This is a genomic window from Variovorax sp. BGA-UO-ETr-C22 (assembly GCF_059567965.1).
Map to the genome: position 1 here is coordinate 2004899 of NZ_JCAQPA010000011.1, position 17314 is coordinate 2022212.

The following is a 17314-nucleotide window of genomic DNA, read 5'->3' on the forward strand; positions in this document are numbered from 1 at the left end:
ATGACCTTTCTCCCCGATATTTCCCCCACTTTCACCCCTGCGTGGCAGGGCCCAGACCCGTCGCGCATCGACGCGGCCATCGACCGCGCGCTGGCCGAGCAGCGGCTGGTTGGCGCCGTGGTGCTGGTGAGCCGCGGTGGCCGCCTCGTCCACCGGCGCGCCGCCGGCCTGGCCGACCGCGAGGCCGGCCGGCCGATGCGCGAGGACGCGCTGTTCCGGCTGGCCTCGGTGTCCAAGCCCATCGTCTCGACCGCCGCGATGGTGCTCGTGGACCAGGGCCGGCTCGACCTGGACGCCCCGGTGACGCGCTGGCTGCCGGACTTCCGCCCGCGCCTTCCCGATGGCGGCGAAGCTGTCATCACGCTGCGGCAGCTGCTGACCCACACGGCCGGCCTGGGCTACCGCTTCCTCGAAAGTTCGGACGACGGCCTGTACGCGCGCGCCGGCGTGTCGGACGGCATGGACCGCGACGACGGCCTCACGCTGGCCGGCAACCTGCAACGCCTGGCCGCCGTGCCGCTGCTGTACCCGCCCGGCACCGGATGGCTCTATTCGCTGGCCATCGACGTGCTCGGCGCGGTGGTCGAGGCGGCCAGCGGCCTGCCGCTGCCCGAAGCGGTGCGCACGCTGGTGACCGGGCCGCTGCAGATGCACGACACGGGCTTCGCCGCCGCACCCGGCGACCCGCGGCTGGCCACGCCCTATGTGAACGGCGCCGACGCGACGCCGCCGCAGCGCATGGACGGCCCCGTCGTCGCCACGCCGTTCGAGGGCGCCGTCGGCATCCGCTTCGACCCGGCGCGCGCCTTCGACGCCAACGCCTGGCCCTCGGCCGGCGCCGGCATGGTCGGCAGCACGGGCGACTTCCTGCGCCTGCTCGACACGCTGCGCACCGGCGGCGCCCCGCTGCTGGGCGCCGCCACCGTCGACACCATGGGGCGCAACCACACGGGCGCTTGGGGGCCGACGGACGCGCCGGGCTGGGGTTTCGGCCTGGGCTTCTCGGTGCTGCACGACCCGCAGCCCACGCAGACGCCCGAATCGCCCGGCACCTGGCGCTGGGGCGGCGCCTACGGCCATGCCTGGTTCGTCGACCGGGCGCGCGGGCTCAGCGTGGTGGCCTTCACGAACACGCTCTACGAAGGCATGTCGGGCCGCTTCGTCACCGAACTGAGGGACGCCGTCTATGCGTGACGCGACCTCTTCCTCACCGCTCCCCTTGTCGGGCCTGCTGGCACTGGCGGCCGGCGGCTTCATCACCATCCTCACCGAGGCGATGCCGGCCGGCCTGCTGCCGCAGATCGGCACCGACCTGGGCGTGGCGCCCGCGCTGGTCGGCCAGCTCGTCACCGTGTACGCGCTGGGTTCGCTGGTGGCGGCCATTCCGCTGGTGGCCTTCACGCGCGGCTGGCGCCGCCGGCCGCTGCTGATGGGCGCGATTGGCGGCTTCGCGGTGGTCAACACAGTGACGGCGCTGTCGCACGACTACACGCTGACGCTGGTCGCGCGCTTCTTCGCCGGCGTGTTCGCGGGCCTGCTGTGGGCACTGCTGGCCGGGCACGCGGCGCGCATGGTGGCGCCGTCGCAGCAGGGCCGGGCCATTGCGGTCGCGATGCTGGGCGCGCCGCTGGCGCTGTCGCTGGGCATTCCGGCCGGCACGCTGCTGGGCGCGAGCGTCGGCTGGCGGCCGGCCTTCCTGATCATGTCGGCGCTGTCGGTGCTGCTGCTCGGCTGGGTGCGCTGGCAGGTGCCCGACTTCCCCGGCCAAGACGCTGGACGCCAGCAAAGTGTGCGCCGCGTGTTCCTGCTGCCGGGCGTGCGGCCGGTGCTGGCCGTGATGTTCGCCTTCGTGCTGGCGCACAACATCCTCTACACCTACATCGCGCCCTTCCTGGCGCACGCCGGGCTCGGCGCGCAGGTCGGGCGGGTGCTGCTGGTGTTCGGCGCGGCGTCGCTGGGCGGCATCTGGCTCACGGGCATGCTGATCGACCGCTGGCTGCGCACACTGGTGCTGGCCGGCACGGCCGCCTTCGCGCTGGCGGCGCTGATGCTCGCCGCGGCGGGCGGATCGACGGCGGGCGTGTACCTCGCGGTCGCGGTCTGGGGCCTGGCCTTCGGCGGCGCAGCGACGCTGTTCCAGACCGCCTCGGCCCAGGCCGCCGGCGACGCGGCGGACGTGGCGCAGTCGATGGTCGTGACGACCTGGAACCTCGCCATCGCCGGCGGCGGGCTGGCGGGTGGCCTGCTGCTGCAGGGCGGCGGCGCGGGCAGCCTGCCCTGGTCGCTGCTGGCGTTGCTGGTACCGGGGCTGGTGCTGGCGTGGCGGGCCTGCGAGCACGGATTCCCGGGTGCGCGCGGCGCGGCGGCGGCACCGGCGCGCTGACCCCGAAGGCAGGCCGCGTGCCTGCCTTCTTTCTTTGATGCCGTCCGCGCATCGAAACCGCGCCCACAAATCATCAATGGCCTTGGCCGCCACGCCACCTGCCGCAGCATCCATTTCGCTACATTCGAAGGATGCAAGCCTCCCCCGCTCCCACCCTTTCGATCAAGCAGGTGCTGTTCTGCGGCGCCATGATCGTCACGCTCTCGATGGGCATCCGCCACGGCTTCGGCCTCTGGCTGCAGCCCATCACGCAGGCGCAGGACTGGAACCGACAGACCTTCTCGTTCGCGCTGGCGGTGCAGAACCTGTCGTGGGGCATCTTCGGCGTGTTCGCGGGCATGCTGGCCGACCGCTTCGGCGCGTTCCGCGTGCTGATCGGCGGCTCGCTGCTGTACGCGGCGGGCCTCTTCGGCATGGTGCATTCGCCGACGCCGCTGCTGTTCACCCTGAGCGCGGGCGTGCTGATCGGCGCGGCGCAGGCGGGCTCGACCTACGCCGTGATCTACGGCGTGATCGGCCGGCAGATTCCGGCCGAGCGGCGCTCCTGGGCGATGGGCGTGGCGGCGGCGGCCGGTTCGTTCGGCCAGTTCCTGATGGCGCCCATCGAAGGCCGCCTGATCGGCGCCTTCGGCTGGCAGACGGCGCTGGCCGTGGTGGCGGTGCTGGTGCTGGTGATCGTGCCGCTGGCCTTCGGCCTGCGCGAGCCCAAGACCGCGGCCCTGGCCGGCCACCGTGACCAATCGGTGCTGCAGGCCGTGGGCGAGGCCTTCCGCTACCCGAGCTTCGGCTTGCTGATGGCGGGCTACTTCGTTTGCGGCTTCCAGCTGGCCTTCATCGGCATCCACATGCCGACCTACCTGCGCGACAAGAACCTGTCGCCCGAAGTGGCGGGCTACGCGCTGGCGCTGATCGGGCTGTTCAACGTGTTCGGCACCTACACGGTCGGCCTGCTGGGGCAGAAGCTGTCCAAGCCCAAGATCCTGGCGGCCATCTACTTTGCACGGGCGGTGTCGATCGCCCTCTTCCTGCTGGCACCGATCTCGCCGCTGAGCGTGTACGTCTTCTCGGCGGCGATGGGCTTCCTGTGGCTGTCGACCGTGCCGGCCACCAACGCCATCGTGGCGGGCATCTTCGGCGTGGCGCACCTGTCGATGCTCAGCGGCTTCGTGTTCCTGAGCCACCAGGTGGGTTCGTTCCTGGGCGTGTGGCTGGGCGGCTTCCTGTATGACACGACGGGCAGCTACAGCATCGTCTGGTACATCTCGATCGCGCTGGGCGTGTTCGCGGCGCTGATCAACCTGCCGGTCAAGGAAAGCGCCATCGCGCGCGCGGTCCGGCCGGTCGCCGTGGCGGGCTGACGGCTCGCGCCTTTCTGTCTTGTTTGCAAGGAGCCATCGCCATGACGCCCCGCACACGCAACCACTACCTGGCCCAAGCCGCCTGGCTCGCCGCCGTGCTGGCGGCGCTGGGCGGCGTGTTCGCGCTGTACGTGCATCCGACGTTCCTGGTCACGCTGGTCGACCAGGTGTGGTCCTGTTTCTGAACGACTTCGCCCCGAAATGCCCGCAAGCCGGGCCCAGGCCACTATGAAAGATGTAGCAATTCCCGTGCATGCGAGCACGGCGCCCTCCGAATGGATCGTGCGCTGGTCGCACCTGCTTGCGCCGAACGCCACGGTGCTCGACGTGGCCTGCGGGTCCGGGCGGCACATGCAGTGGTTCGCCGGGCGCGGCCATGCAGCGACCGGCGTCGACCGGGCGCCCGAGGCCGTCGAGGCGGCCGGCGCCTTCGGGCGCGTGGTGGCGGCCGACATCGAATCGGGCCCCTGGCCCTTCACGGCCCAGCGCTTCGGCGCGGTGATCGTCACCCACTACCTCTGGCGCCCGCGCATGGCCGACATCGTGGCCGCCGTGGCGCCGGGCGGCGTGCTGCTGTACGAGACCTTCGCCGCCGGCAACGAGACCGTCGGCAAGCCCTCGCGGCCCGATTTCCTGCTGCAGCCGGGCGAGCTGCTCGGGGCCTGCGCCAGCCTGCAGGTGATCGCCTATGAAGACGGATTCCTGCCGGAGCCGGCGCGCTTCGTCCAGCGCATCGCCGCCGTGCGGCCCGGCGAAGCGGCCGCGGGCGCCCCGCCGCGCCACTTCCTGAAGGCCAGCTGAGCTGGCCGACACAACTGTCTCCGGCCCGGCCGGAGTCAGTAGAATGGCCGCTTTCGTCCACCGACAAAGAGATTCCCTTGGAGCAACTGACAGGCAGCATCGTCGCGCTCGTCACGCCGATGCACGACGACGGCAGTGTCGACTACCCCGCCCTGCGGCGGCTCATCGACTGGCACATTGACGAAGGCACCGACTGCCTTGGCGTGGTCGGCACCACCGGCGAATCGCCGACGGTCGATGTGGAAGAGCACTGCGAAATCATCCGCGTATCCGTCGAGCAGGCCCGGGGCCGCGTGCCCGTGATGGCCGGCTGCGGCGCGAACTCGACCAAGGAAGCCATCGAGCTCGCCAAGTTCGCCAAGGGCGTCGGCGCCGACTCGCAGCTCCAGGTCGTTCCCTACTACAACAAGCCCACGCAAGAGGGCCAGTACCAGCACTTCAAGGCCATCGCCGAAGCCGTCGGCGACCTGCCCGTGGTGCTGTACAACGTGCCCGGCCGCACCGTCGCCGATATGGCGCACGACACCGTGCTGCGCCTGGCGCAGGTGCCCGGCATCATCGGCATCAAGGAAGCCACCGGCAACATCGAGCGTGCCCAGTGGCTCATCCGCGACCTGCCGAAGCACTTTGCCGTCTACTCCGGCGACGACCCGACCGCGGTCGCGCTCATGCTGTGCGGCGGCCAGGGCAACATCAGCGTCACGGCCAACGTGGCGCCGCGCAAGATGCACGAGCTGTGCGTGGCCGCGCTGGCCGGCGACGTCAAGCGCGCGATGCAGCTGCAGTTCGAACTGATGCCGCTGCACCGCAACCTGTTCGTCGAACCCAACCCGATCCCGCTCAAGTGGGCCATGGCCCGCCTGGGTCTGTGCGGCGGCGCCCTGCGGCTGCCGCTCACGGAACTCGGCGAAGCGAGCCGCCCGGCGGTCGAGGGCGCCCTGCGCGCCACCGGCCTGCTCAAGGACTGACCGAGCCCGGGTTTCCCCACCGATCACACCGGCTCCCGTCCGCCCTTTTCCCCTGTTCGCAGCAAGGTCAAGCAACCTTTTGCCGCAACAGTGCTCAGAGAGGGCGGGGCGCTGGGGCCCATCGATTGACCGAACCATTCCACCAAGGAAGACGACGTTGAAGAACATTTCGCGACTTGCACTGCTGGCCCTCGTTGCCAGCCTCGCCGCCTGCTCCGTCCTCGAGAGCGACAAGATCGACTACAAGAGCGCAGGCAAGGCCCCGACGCTCGAAGTCCCACCCGACCTGTCCCAGCTCTCGCGCGACAACCGCTACGCAGTGCCGGGCGGCGCCGTCACCGCCAACGCCTACCAGGCCGGCATCGCGAACGCACCGGGCATCCCCACCGCCGTGGCCAACATCGGCGACGTGCGCATGGAACGCTCGGGCACGCAGCGCTGGATCGTCATCAACCGCACGCCCGACCAGCTCTGGGAGCCCGTCAAGGACTTCTGGCAGGAAAACGGCTTCCTGCTGACCACCGACCAGCGCAACCTGGGCATCATGGAAACCGACTGGGCCGAGAACCGCGCCAAGCTGCCGCAGGACATCATCCGCGGCACGCTGGGCAAGCTGGTCGACTCGGTCTACTCGACCGGCGAACTCGACCGCTTCCGCACCCGCCTGGAGCGCAGCACCAACGGCACCGAGATCTTCGTCAGCCACCGCGGCATGCAGGAGGTCTACAACAACTCCCGCCAGGACCAGACCGTGTGGCAGCCCCGCCCGAGCGATCCTGAGCTCGAGACCGAATTCCTGCGCCGCCTGATGGTCAAGCTCGGCGTGTCGCAAGAGCAGTCGAAGATCCTCGCCGCGACCACCGCGGCGCCCAAGACCGCCACCGTGGCCACCGTCGGCAACCAGCCGGTCGTGCAGATCAGCGAAGGCTTCGACCGCGCATGGCGCCGCGTCGGCCTGGCCCTGGACCGCACCGGCTTCACCGTCGAAGACCGCGATCGCAGCGCCGGCACCTACTACGTGCGCTACGTGACGCCGAACCCCGACAAGAAGGACGATGGCTTCTTCGGCAAGCTGTTCAGCTCCAAGAAGGACGAAGCGCCGATCAAGTTCCGCATCTCGGTCAAGAGCCAGGGCGAAGCCACCACGGTCTCGGTCCTGAACGACGCCGGCGCGCCCGAAACCTCGGCCAACGCGCAGCGCATCGTCAAGGTCATCGCCGACGACCTGAAGTAAGCCCCATGCTCCGCTTCCGAAGCCTCGGCAGCGGCAGCACGGGCAATGCCGCGCTGGTCGAAGCAACGACCAGCGCCGGCCGCACCACCCGCCTCCTCGTCGACTGCGGCTTCGGCATCCGCCAGCTCGACCGGCGCCTGGCCCAGGCGGGCCTGGCCGCAGCGGACCTCGACGCCGTCTTCATCACCCACGAGCATGGCGACCACATCGGTTGCGCCCATGCCCTGTCGCTGCGCGACCGCATCCCCGTCTGGATGAGCGAAGGCACCTGGCTCGCCACCGGTGGCCGCGACTACGAAGGCCGCCTGCACCTGGCGCGCGACGATGCCGAGTTCACGGTCGGTGACCTCTGCCTGCAGCCCTTCACCGTGCCCCACGACGCCCGCGAGCCCCTGCAGCTGCGCTGCACCGACGGCAACCGCACGCTGGGCGTGCTGACCGACCTGGGCCACGCCACCAGCCATGTGCTGGCCCGGCTGCGCGGCGCGCATGCACTGCTGCTGGAGTTCAACCACGACAGCGATCTGCTCGCCGGCTCGGCCTACCCGTCGTTCCTGAAGCAGCGCGTGGGCGGCAACTACGGCCACCTGTCGAACACCGCGGCCGCCGAGATCGCGCGCGCCGTGCTTCACGACGGGCTGCGCCACGTGGTCGCGGCGCACCTGAGCGAGCAGAACAACCGGCCCGAGATCGTGCGGCGCCTGATGGCCGAGGCGCTGGGCGGCGACGAGGCCGAGATGCTCACGGCCACCGCCGCAGAAGGCTCGCCCTGGCTCGACGTCTGAGCAGGCGAGGCATTGCCCTCCCCCAATGAAAAAGCCGCCCGAGGGCGGCTTTTTGCATGGTGCGGACCTGGCAGCAGAATTACTGCTTCGGTGCCTCGCCCTTCTTGGCGGCTTCGGTCGCGGCGTTGGCGGCGTCCAGGGCCGACGAGGCGGCTGCCGACGGTGCCGACGCAGGTGCGGCGGCCGGCGGTGCGGCGGGTGCGGGTTCGGTCACGGGAGCGGGCGGCGGGGTCACGACCGCGGGGGCGGCGTCCTCTTTCTTTCCGCAGGCCACCAGGGCGGCAGCGGCGATCAGCGAGGCAATCAGGACGGACGACGACTTCTTCATGAGGACTCCTTTGGCAATGAAGGTCTGGAACCAAAAAATTCTAGACCGCCAACCCCGCCTGGATATGTCGCGGGGTGTATTTGCGGCATTGGCTTACAAGCCGAGCGTGGAGGCCGGAAAGGCCGGCCGGCCCTGGCGCCAGCGCTCGTCGAGGCTTTCGCGCAGGTCGCGCCGCGCACGCGGCTCGCTGCTGCAGACGCCGCGGCTGCGTTCGGGGTCGATGCGGTGCAGGCACCAGGTGGGCGTCCAGAAGGCGCTGGGCACCTCTTCTGCCGTGCCTGAGCGGCCTGCCGCGCGGCATTCGACGATGTGGTCCCAGGTGCGGCGCCACGTCACGAAGCGCGCATGACCGCGCTCGATCAGATCGAAGCGCCCAGCCAGCAGCAACAGGCGGCGCCCGCTGGCCGACCAGGCCTGCAGCGCCTCGATGCTGGCGCGCTCGCCCAGCGGCCAGTCGGCGAAGTCGGGGTCGCTGAAGACGATCTCGTTCCAGCCCTGGTGCGCGGCGGCGGACAACGCCCCGCGGACGAGGTCGGCGAAGACCTCTCGGCCGTCGAAACGGCCTTCGCTCAGTACCGGTGCGGCGCCTTCATTCGGCATGCAGCCAGCCCGCCTCGCACCACTCGCCCAGCAGCGCCCGCGCGCCCTCGCTGGCGCGGGCCAGTTCGCGCGCACCGAGCGCGCGCTGGTCGGCCAGCCTCCGCATCAGCGTGGCGTCGGCCCCGCCGGCGCGGAAGCTCTCGCCGTTGATGTAGACGTGCCGCGCGTCGTAGAGCATGCGCGTGCGGCGATCGAGCGCGACCGCGCGCAGCACCTCGGGCACTTCGTTGCCCTCGCCGAACCAGACGTTGGCCTTCGGCTCGGTGAGCGATTCGCCCAGCGCGCGGTCGATGGCGTCGGGGTCGCGCAGCGCGGCCTCGACGGCCTTGCGTGCGAAGTCCTGCAGCGCGGCCGGCATCGCGGCCGGGGCTTCCACGGCAGGCTGCGACGGATCGCGGTAACGCGCCAGTTCGGCCGGGCCCGCGTCTTCCAGGTCTTCGGCGTAGGCCTGCGCCACGCGCGCCAGCAGGTCGGCGCCCAGCTCGCCCACGGCGGACGAGCGCAGCCCGATGGAATACGTCATGCAGTCGTCGCCCACCGCCACGCCGTCGTGGGCGTACTTGGGCGGCAGGTACAGCATGTCGCCGGGCTCGAGTACGAAGGTCTGCTCGGGCTCGAAATGCTCGAGCACCTTGAGCGGCACGTCGGGCTGCAGCCGCAGGTCGGACTGCTTGCCGATGGACCAGCGGCGCCGGCCCTGCGCCTGCAGCAGGAATACGTCGTAGCTGTCGAAATGCGGGCCGACGCCGCCCGTGTCGCTCGCGTAGCTGATCATCAGGTCGTCCAGGCGCGCATCGGGCAGGAAACGGAACTGCCGCAGCAGCTCGTGCACGCCGTCGTGGTGCAGGTCGACGCCCTGCACCAGCATCGTCCAGCCCGGCTGCTTCAGCGGCGGCAGCGCGCGGCGGGTCAGCGGGCCGTGCTTGAGCGACCAGCCGGCCTTGCCATGCCGGATCAGACGCGACTCGACGCCCTCGCGCTCCGCCAGCGCGAAGAGCGCGGGGCGGTCGATCGGTGGCACCATCGAGGGAACGGCCTGCCGGATCAGCAGGGGTTTCTTTTGCCAGTACCGGCGCATGAACTGCGCGGGACTCAGGCCGCCAAGCAAGGGCAGCGGTTGATTGATCTCCATGGGAGAATTCTGCAATGGAAATCTCTGAACAATGCGTGGTCGGCCTGACCTGGACCATGAAAGACACGCTCGGCGATGTGCTGGACGTGCTCGACGAGCCGGTGGAATTCATGGTGGGCGGCGACGACCTCTTCGACGTGATCGAGGCCGCCCTGCAGGGCCATGAGCCCGGCGCGCGCGTGCAACTGCAGATCGAGCCCGAGCAGGGCTTCGGCGACTTCAACGACCAGCTGCTCTTCCTGGAGCCGCGCACGCTGTTCCCCGAAGGCACCGAAGAAGGCATGACCTTCGACGGTTCCGCCCTGCCCAAGGGCGTGAGCGACGGCATCCCCAAGGATGCGATCTACACCGTGGCCGAGATCTACCCCGACCACCTCGTGCTCGACGGCAACCACCCGCTGGCGGGCATCGCGATCCGCCTGGACATCACGGTGCGTTCGGTGCGCGAAGCCACCGAAGAAGAAGTCGGCCGCGGCACGGCGGGCACCGCCTTCTTCAAGGTGCCGCCGATGGCACCGGGCGGCCAGATGCTGCACTGACACCCAGCCATCCCACAAAGCAAAAGCCGGGCAGTGCCCGGCTTTTTTCTTTGCGCGCGCGGCCGACCGCTTACATGCGCGAGATGTGCCCGTTGTCGATGCGCACGCGGTCGCCGATGCGCAGGTCGCCCGGGTTTTGCACGTCGAAGGCGCGGTAGCCGCCGCGGTCGGTCTGCACCGAGACGCGGTAGCTCTCGTAGGCGCGCGGGCCGTTCTGCTGGGCCTCGATGGTGTTGCCCAGCAAGGCGCCGCCCACGAGGCCGAGCGCAGTGGCTGCGGCACGGCCGTTGCCGCGTCCGAACTGGTTGCCCACCACGCCGCCGATGAGGCCGCCCGCGATGGCACCGCCACCCGTGGTGCCCACGCCCGCGGTTTCGCTGCGCAGCACCTCGATGTTGGCGACGTGGCCGTACTCGACGTAGGCCGCTTCCTGGTACTGGATCGCCCGCGGCGGGGCCTGGTAGGGATAGCGCGAGGTCTGGTAAACCGGGGCCGGCGCGACACAGGCCGTGAGCGTGGCCAGTGCGAGCACGGACGCCGTGACGGAAATGAAGCGCGTTGAGATGTTCATGAAAGAGGCTCCTCGAAGAAAACAGCACGCGCCCGGACGGGCTGCATGCCTGCCTGTGTCTAACGCCTCAGCCGAAGCCGCGATGACGAAAGACACACGCTGAAACCTTCGAGACGAACCACGCGCCGGCGGTTCCGTTCTTTACGCCTTGGATACTCAGGTGCCCTTCAGCTTTGCTGGGGCAAAGGCTCAGTGCTTGCCCGTCGAGCCGTAGCCGCCCTCGCCGCGCTGCGAGGCCTCGAACTCGGCGACCACACGAAACTGCGCCTGGACCACCGGCACGATCACCAGCTGCGCGAGCCGCTCCATCGGCTGCAGCACGAAGGGCGTGTTGCTGCGGTTCCAGGCGCTGACCTTCAGCTCGCCCTGGTAATCGCTGTCGATCAGGCCGACGAGGTTGCCCAGCACGATGCCGTGCTTGTGCCCCAGGCCCGAGCGCGGCAGGATCAGCGCGGCATAGGCCGGATCGGCCAGGTGGATCGCGATGCCGGTGCCCACCAGTTGCCAGGCATTGGGTTCGAGCGTGACCGGGGCATCGAGGCAGGCCCGCAGGTCGAGGCCGGCGCTTCCGGGGGTGGCATACGCGGGCAATTGATCCACCATGCGCGGATCGAGGATTCGGACGTCTACTTTCACTGACTTGCTGCCTTGTTTATTTCTGTTGCTGTTCTTTTTGCCTGCGGGCGGCCTCTTCGAGCACCTGCTGCCACTTGGCGACCCCGGGCCTCAGGCTGAGTCCCTTGAGAAAACGCTTGCCGAACCAGGCCGCCGCGGCGGCGCCCAGGACGAGCACGGAGAGCGGCACGCCGATGGCCCACAGCACCAGGAACACCATCGCCCCCATGCCGGCCAGCACCTTGAGCGTGCCCGGGGGGATGGCCTTGCTGCCGTCAGCCTTCGCGGCCTCGCCAGCCGGCGATTCACGCCGTGCGACGGTGGTCCCCTGCGCACCGGGCGAGGGCGTCATGCCGACGTCCAGCCCATGCTCGGACTCCTTGCCCGGGACGCGGGCGGATTGGCCGGCCCGCGCCGACAGCTGCTCCACGTAACGGGCGAAGTCGCCGTTGGGTGGTGTGTTGGATTCGGTGTTCATCAGGCCCTCCAATCAGGAAGTCGCGCGGCAATCTCCGTCATCAACTCGCGCGCCAGCCGGAGCTTGGGCGCGCGGGGCAGCTCGCGCACGCCCTTCGCGTCCACGAGCAGCAGTGCGTTGTCGTCCTGCCCGAAGGTCAGCGGGCCGATGTTGCCCACCAGCAGCGGAATACCCTTGCGTTCGCGCTTGGCCTTGGCGTGCTCGGCGAGGTTCTCGCTCTCGGCGGCAAAGCCCACGCAGAACAGCTTCCTGGCCTGCGCACGCTCGCTCTTTGCCACGGTGAGCAGGATGTCGGGGTTCTCGACGAAGTGCAGCACCGGCGTCTGGCCGCTGCCGTCCTTCTTGATCTTCTGGTCGCTGTGCGTCGCCGGGCGCCAGTCGGCCACGGCGGCCGTTGCTACAAAAATGCTAGCTGCCTGCGCAGCACGGGTGGTGGCTTCGAGCATCTCCTGCGCCGACAGCACGTCGATGCGGCTCACGCCGCGCGGGGTCGGCAAGTGCACCGGGCCGGCCACCAGCGTGACCTCGGCACCGGCCTCGCGCGCCGCGCGGGCGATGGCGAAACCCATCTTGCCGGACGAATGGTTGGTGATGCCGCGGATCGGGTCCAGCGCCTCGAAGGTCGGGCCGGCCGTGACCAGCACCTTCTGCCCCGCCAGCAGCTTGGGCTGGAAGAAGGCCGTGATGTCCTCGAGCAGCTGCGCCGGTTCGAGCATGCGCCCGTCGCCGGTTTCGCCGCAGGCCTGCCAGCCGCTGCCCACGCCCAGCACGGTCGCGCCGTCGACCGACACCTGCATCAGGTTGCGCTGGGTGGCCGGATGGGCCCACATCTCGCGGTTCATGGCCGGGGCGATCAACAGCGGCACGCGGTCGGTCGGGCGTGCCAGGCACAGCAGGCTCAGCAGCTCGTCGGAGCGGCCCTGCACCAGCCGCGCGATGAAATCGGCGCTGCAGGGCGCCAACACGATCGCATCGGCCTCGCGGCTCAAGTTGATGTGCGGCATGTTGTTGGGCTCGCGGGCGTCCCACTGCGAGGTGTAGACGGTGCGCCCCGAGAGCGCCTGCATGGTGACCGGCGTCATGAACTGCTCGGCCGCCTCGGTCATCACGACCTGGACGGTGGCGCCCGCCTTCACGAGCAGGCGGCACAGCTCGGCCGATTTGTAGCAGGCGATGCCCCCTGTGAGTCCGAGGACGATGTGTTTGCCGGCGAGATCTTGCATGGGACATATTGTTGCTCACATACCGACAAGATCAGGAACCGGATGGCCTTCGGCCGTGGAGGCACAAAGGGGACACCTATAATCGCAATTTCCCACTGCCCGGATTCACGCGTCCGGAACTGGCATGACCAAATTTGTCTTCGTCACCGGTGGTGTCGTATCTTCCCTTGGCAAGGGAATCGCCTCCGCCTCGCTCGCCGCGATCCTCGAATCGCGCGGCCTCCAAGTCACCCTCATCAAGCTCGATCCGTACATCAACGTCGACCCCGGCACGATGTCACCGTTCCAGCATGGCGAAGTGTTCGTCACCGATGACGGCGCCGAGACCGACCTCGACCTCGGGCACTACGAGCGCTTCATCAACACGCGGATGCGCAAGGCCAACAACTTCACGACCGGCCAGATCTACAAGACCGTGCTCGAGAAGGAACGCCGCGGCGACTACCTCGGCAAGACCGTCCAGGTCATTCCGCACATCACCAACGAGATCCAGGAATACATCAAGCGCGGCGCCGGCATCGGCACGGCGCACGAAGTGGACGTGGCCATCGTCGAAATCGGCGGCACCGTGGGCGACATCGAATCGCTGCCCTTCCTGGAAGCCGTGCGCCAGATGAGCCTGCGCATGGGCCCGAACAACTCGGCCTTCGTGCACCTCTCCTACGTGCCCTGGATCGCCGCCGCCGGCGAGCTCAAGACCAAGCCCACGCAGCACACCGCCAAGGAACTGCGCGCCATCGGCATCCAGGCCGACGCCCTGCTGTGCCGCGCCGATCGACCGATTCCCGACGACGAGCGCGCCAAGATCTCGCTGTTCTCGAACGTGCCCGAATGGGGCGTCATTTCGATGTGGGACGTGGACACCATCTACAAGGTGCCCCGCATGCTGCACGAACAGGGCCTGGACGGCCTGATCTGCGACAAGCTGCGCATCAACACCCCGCCGGCCAAGCTCACGCGCTGGGACGAGCTGGTGTACGAGGTCGAGCATCCGCAACAGGAAGTGTCGATCGCCATGGTCGGCAAGTACGTCGACCTGTCGGACAGCTACAAGTCGCTCAACGAAGCGCTGCGCCACGCCGGCATGAAGAACCATGCGCGCGTGAAGATCGACTACATCGACTCCGAGACCATCTCGGCGCAAGACGTGTCGCGCCTGGCCAAGTACGACGCCATCCTGGTGCCCGGCGGCTTCGGCCAGCGCGGCGTGGAAGGCAAGATCTCGGCCGCCCGCTTCGCCCGCGAATCGAAGGTGCCCTACCTGGGCATCTGCCTGGGCATGCAGGTCGCCACCATCGAGTACGCCCGCCACGTGGCCGGCCTGAAGAACGCCAACAGCACCGAGTTCGACCCCGAGACGCCCACCCCCGTGATCGCACTGATCACCGAGTGGAAGGACCGCGACGGCACCGTGAAGACGCGCGACGAGAAGTCCGACCTCGGCGGCACCATGCGCCTGGGCGCGCAAAGCTCCGACGTCACGCCGGGCACGCTGGCGCACAGCATCTACGGCGACGTGGTCACCGAGCGCCATCGCCACCGCTACGAAGCCAACGTCAACTACCTGGACGAGCTGCGCAACGCCGGCCTCGTGATCTCGGCGCTCACGCAGCGCGAGCACCTGACCGAAATCGTCGAGCTGCCGCAGAACGTGCACCCGTGGTTCATGGGCGTGCAGTTCCACCCCGAGTTCAAGTCAACGCCGTGGGGCGGCCATCCGTTGTTCAACGCCTTCATCAAGGCGGCGCTCGACCACAAGGACAAGGGTGCGGGCAGCACCAACAAGACGCTCAAGGCAGTGGCATGAAGCTTTGCGGATTCGACATCGGGCTGGACCAGCCTTTCTTCCTGATCGCCGGCCCGTGCGTGGTCGAATCCGAGCAGCTGCAGATGGACACGGCCGGCACGTTGAAGGAAATCACGGCGTCGCTGGGCATCCCGTTCATCTTCAAGAGCAGCTTCGACAAGGCCAACCGCTCCTCGGGCACGAGCTTTCGCGGCCCGGGCCGTGACAAGGGCCTCGAAATTCTGGCCAAGGTGAAGCGCGAACTCGGCCTGCCCGTGCTGACCGACGTGCACACCCACGAAGACATCACCGAGGCCGCCAAGGTGGTCGACGTGCTGCAGACGCCTGCCTTCCTGTGCCGCCAGACCGACTTCATCCACGCCGCGGCGCAGTCGGGCAAGCCGGTGAACATCAAGAAGGGCCAGTTCCTCGCACCGCACGACATGAAGAACGTGATCGACAAGGCCCGCGCTGCCGCCAAGGAAGCCGGCCTGGACGAAGACAGCTTCATGGCCTGCGAACGCGGCGCCAGCTTCGGCTACAACAACCTCGTGTCGGACATGCGCTCGCTCGCGATCATGCGCGAGACGAAAGCGCCCGTGGTGTTCGACGCCACGCACTCGGTGCAACTCCCCGGCGGCCAGGGCACCAGCTCGGGCGGCCAGCGCGAGATGGTGCCGGTGCTTTCGCGCGCGGCCGTGGCCGTGGGCGTGGCCGGTCTCTTCATGGAGACGCACCCCGACCCGAACAAAGCCCTGAGCGACGGCCCCAACGCCGTGCCGCTCAAGCACATGAAGGCCCTGCTCGAGACGCTCGTCGCGCTCGACCGGGTCACCAAGAAAAACGCTTTCCTCGAGGACAGTTTTCAAGCATGAGCAGCGGTTACGTCATTGCCCACGTCGAAGTTACCAACCCGACGCAGTACGAGGAATACAAGAAGTGGTCGAGCGTCGCGATGCAGGCGCACGGCGCCGAAGTCTGCGTGCGCGGCGGCCAGGTGCAGCCGCTCGAGGGCGACTGGAAGCCCACCCGCGTGGTCGTGCTCAAATTCCCCAGCTTCGAGAAGGCCAAGGCCTTCTACGAGACGCCCGAATACCTGAAGGCGCGTGAAGCGCGTGCCGGCGCCGCCATCATGAACATGATCGCGGTCGAAGGCCTTTGATTCCGTTTTTTGCCAGTCCACTCCACCAAGAGACCCAGAGAAAGAGATAGAGATGAGTGCAATCGTTGACATCGTCGGCCGCGAAATTCTCGACAGCCGAGGCAACCCCACCGTCGAGTGCGACGTGCTGCTCGAATCGGGCACCATGGGCCGTGCGGCCGTGCCCTCGGGCGCTTCGACCGGTTCGCGCGAGGCCATCGAGCTGCGCGACGGCGACAAGAGCCGCTACCTCGGCAAGGGCGTGCTGAAGGCCGTCGAGAACATCAACACCGAGATCTCGGAAGCCGTGCTGGGCCTGGACGCCAGCGAACAGGCCTTCCTGGATCGCACGATGATCGACCTGGACGGCACCGACAACAAGGCCCGCCTGGGCGCCAACGCCACCCTCGCCGTCTCGATGGCCGTGGCCCGCGCCGCGGCCGAAGAGTCGGGCCTGCCGCTGTACCGCTACTTCGGCGGCATGGGCGGCATGCAGCTGCCGGTGCCGATGATGAACGTCATCAACGGCGGCGCGCACGCCAACAACAGCCTGGACCTGCAAGAGTTCATGATCATCCCCGTGGGCGCCAAGAGCTTCCGCGAGGCCGTGCGCTATGGCGCCGAAGTGTTCCACGCCCTGAAGAAGATCCTGGGCGACCGCGGCATCAGCACGGCCGTGGGCGACGAAGGCGGCTTCGCCCCCAGCGTCGAGAGCCACGAAGCAGCCATCCAGCTCATCCTGGAAGCCATCGACAAGGCCGGCTACACCGCCGGCGAACAGATCGCCCTGGGCCTGGACTGCGCGGCCAGCGAGTTCTACAAGGACGGCAAGTACGTGCTGTCGGGCGAGAACCTGTCGCTCACGGCCGAGAGCTGGACCGACATGCTCGCGACCTGGGTCGACAAGTACCCGATCATCAGCATCGAAGACGGCATGCACGAAGGCGACTGGGACGGCTGGAAGCACCTGACCGAACGCCTGGGCAAGCGCGTGCAGCTGGTGGGCGACGACCTGTTCGTCACCAACACCAAGATCCTGCAAGAAGGCATCGACAAGGGCATCGCCAACTCGATCCTGATCAAGATCAACCAGATCGGCACGCTGACCGAGACCTTCGCCGCCATCGAGATGGCCAAGCGCGCGGGCTACACGGCCGTCATTTCGCACCGTTCGGGCGAAACCGAAGACAGCACCATCGCCGACATCGCCGTGGGCACCAACGCCGGCCAGATCAAGACCGGCTCGCTGTCGCGTTCGGACCGCATCGCCAAGTACAACCAGCTGCTGCGCATCGAAGAAGACCTCGGCGACATCGCCGTCTACCCGGGCCGCGGCGCGTTCTACAACCTCAAGTAGCGCCTCGCAGCCTGC

The 17314-nt window shown here is 68.6% G+C and carries 20 protein-coding genes; 13 read left to right on the plus strand and 7 right to left on the minus strand.

Going from position 1 to position 17314, the window contains the following annotated elements; all coding sequences use genetic code 11:
• From AC57B8_RS29380 to AC57B8_RS29415, 8 genes are all read left to right on the plus strand, one after another.
• Positions 1–1194, plus strand: coding sequence for a serine hydrolase domain-containing protein (locus AC57B8_RS29380; RefSeq protein ID WP_496481543.1), 1194 nt, complete (start codon positions 1–3; stop codon positions 1192–1194).
• Positions 1187–2383 carry an MFS transporter gene (locus AC57B8_RS29385; RefSeq protein ID WP_496481544.1) on the plus strand — a complete coding sequence of 399 codons (1197 nt, stop codon included), beginning with the start codon at positions 1187–1189 and terminating at the stop codon, positions 2381–2383. The genes AC57B8_RS29380 and AC57B8_RS29385 overlap by 8 nt, the downstream gene beginning before the upstream one ends.
• A gap of 131 nt (positions 2384–2514) precedes the next feature.
• On the plus strand, positions 2515–3741 hold the full coding sequence (locus AC57B8_RS29390) for an MFS transporter (RefSeq protein ID WP_496481545.1): 1227 nt from the start codon (positions 2515–2517) through the stop codon (positions 3739–3741).
• 41 nt (positions 3742–3782) lie between these two features.
• The gene (locus tag AC57B8_RS29395) at positions 3783–3926 is read left to right on the plus strand and encodes a hypothetical protein (protein ID WP_167395003.1); all 144 of its coding nucleotides are present in this window, start codon (positions 3783–3785) and stop codon (positions 3924–3926) included.
• 43 nt (positions 3927–3969) lie between these two features.
• Positions 3970–4542: a class I SAM-dependent methyltransferase gene (locus AC57B8_RS29400; RefSeq protein ID WP_095947305.1), complete on the plus strand. Its 573-nt coding sequence runs from the start codon at positions 3970–3972 to the stop codon at positions 4540–4542.
• 71 nt (positions 4543–4613) lie between these two features.
• The gene (gene dapA, locus AC57B8_RS29405) at positions 4614–5510 is read left to right on the plus strand and encodes a 4-hydroxy-tetrahydrodipicolinate synthase (protein WP_370680965.1); all 897 of its coding nucleotides are present in this window, start codon (positions 4614–4616) and stop codon (positions 5508–5510) included.
• 157 nt (positions 5511–5667) lie between these two features.
• On the plus strand, positions 5668–6744 hold the full coding sequence (gene bamC / locus AC57B8_RS29410; protein WP_062474681.1) for an NlpB/DapX family lipoprotein: 1077 nt from the start codon (positions 5668–5670) through the stop codon (positions 6742–6744).
• Positions 6745–6749: 5 nt separating this feature from the next.
• On the plus strand, positions 6750–7529 hold the full coding sequence (locus AC57B8_RS29415) for an MBL fold metallo-hydrolase (RefSeq protein WP_062474678.1): 780 nt from the start codon (positions 6750–6752) through the stop codon (positions 7527–7529).
• A gap of 79 nt (positions 7530–7608) precedes the next feature.
• Here AC57B8_RS29415 and AC57B8_RS29420 read toward each other — a convergent pair whose 3' ends face one another.
• From AC57B8_RS29420 to AC57B8_RS29430, 3 genes are all read right to left on the minus strand, one after another.
• Positions 7609–7857, minus strand: coding sequence for a hypothetical protein (locus tag AC57B8_RS29420; RefSeq protein ID WP_056583267.1), 249 nt, complete (start codon positions 7855–7857; stop codon positions 7609–7611).
• Positions 7858–7950: 93 nt separating this feature from the next.
• Complete coding sequence (locus tag AC57B8_RS29425; protein ID WP_496481546.1) at positions 7951–8457, minus strand: hypothetical protein; 507 nt, start codon at positions 8455–8457, stop codon at positions 7951–7953.
• A complete protein-coding gene (locus AC57B8_RS29430; RefSeq protein ID WP_496481547.1) occupies positions 8447–9589 on the minus strand; it encodes a JmjC domain-containing protein in 1143 nt (380 codons plus the stop codon). The genes AC57B8_RS29425 and AC57B8_RS29430 overlap by 11 nt, the downstream gene beginning before the upstream one ends.
• Before the next feature lie 14 nt (positions 9590–9603).
• On the opposite strand from AC57B8_RS29430, the gene AC57B8_RS29435 reads away from it, so the two are divergent.
• A complete protein-coding gene (locus AC57B8_RS29435; RefSeq protein ID WP_369647612.1) occupies positions 9604–10128 on the plus strand; it encodes an FKBP-type peptidyl-prolyl cis-trans isomerase in 525 nt (174 codons plus the stop codon).
• Positions 10129–10198: 70 nt separating this feature from the next.
• Here AC57B8_RS29435 and AC57B8_RS29440 read toward each other — a convergent pair whose 3' ends face one another.
• From AC57B8_RS29440 to coaBC, 4 genes are all read right to left on the minus strand, one after another.
• Positions 10199–10699: a hypothetical protein gene (locus tag AC57B8_RS29440; RefSeq protein WP_369647613.1), complete on the minus strand. Its 501-nt coding sequence runs from the start codon at positions 10697–10699 to the stop codon at positions 10199–10201.
• A gap of 189 nt (positions 10700–10888) precedes the next feature.
• Positions 10889–11335, minus strand: a complete 447-nt coding sequence (gene dut, locus AC57B8_RS29445; RefSeq protein ID WP_062474662.1) for a dUTP diphosphatase — start codon at positions 11333–11335, stop codon at positions 10889–10891.
• Between the two features lie 16 nt (positions 11336–11351).
• On the minus strand, positions 11352–11792 hold the full coding sequence (locus tag AC57B8_RS29450; protein ID WP_496481548.1) for a hypothetical protein: 441 nt from the start codon (positions 11790–11792) through the stop codon (positions 11352–11354).
• On the minus strand, positions 11792–13015 hold the full coding sequence (coaBC, locus tag AC57B8_RS29455; RefSeq protein WP_495304479.1) for a bifunctional phosphopantothenoylcysteine decarboxylase/phosphopantothenate--cysteine ligase CoaBC: 1224 nt from the start codon (positions 13013–13015) through the stop codon (positions 11792–11794). The genes AC57B8_RS29450 and coaBC overlap by 1 nt, the downstream gene beginning before the upstream one ends.
• A gap of 124 nt (positions 13016–13139) precedes the next feature.
• Between coaBC and pyrG the strand changes: the two genes are divergently transcribed.
• Genes pyrG through eno form a run of 4 tightly spaced genes read left to right on the plus strand, consistent with a single transcriptional unit; the run spans position 13140 to position 17299 of the window.
• Positions 13140–14822, plus strand: coding sequence for a CTP synthase (gene pyrG / locus AC57B8_RS29460; protein ID WP_139705616.1), 1683 nt, complete (start codon positions 13140–13142; stop codon positions 14820–14822).
• Positions 14819–15676, plus strand: a complete 858-nt coding sequence (gene kdsA, locus AC57B8_RS29465) for a 3-deoxy-8-phosphooctulonate synthase (RefSeq protein WP_062474657.1) — start codon at positions 14819–14821, stop codon at positions 15674–15676. Before pyrG ends, kdsA begins: the two co-directional genes overlap by 4 nt.
• Positions 15673–15963 carry a DUF1330 domain-containing protein gene (locus tag AC57B8_RS29470; protein WP_062474654.1) on the plus strand — a complete coding sequence of 97 codons (291 nt, stop codon included), beginning with the start codon at positions 15673–15675 and terminating at the stop codon, positions 15961–15963. Before kdsA ends, AC57B8_RS29470 begins: the two co-directional genes overlap by 4 nt.
• A 52-nt stretch (positions 15964–16015) precedes the next feature.
• Positions 16016–17299, plus strand: a complete 1284-nt coding sequence (eno, locus tag AC57B8_RS29475; protein ID WP_062474653.1) for a phosphopyruvate hydratase — start codon at positions 16016–16018, stop codon at positions 17297–17299.
• The last annotated feature ends 15 nt before the right edge of the window (positions 17300–17314 follow it).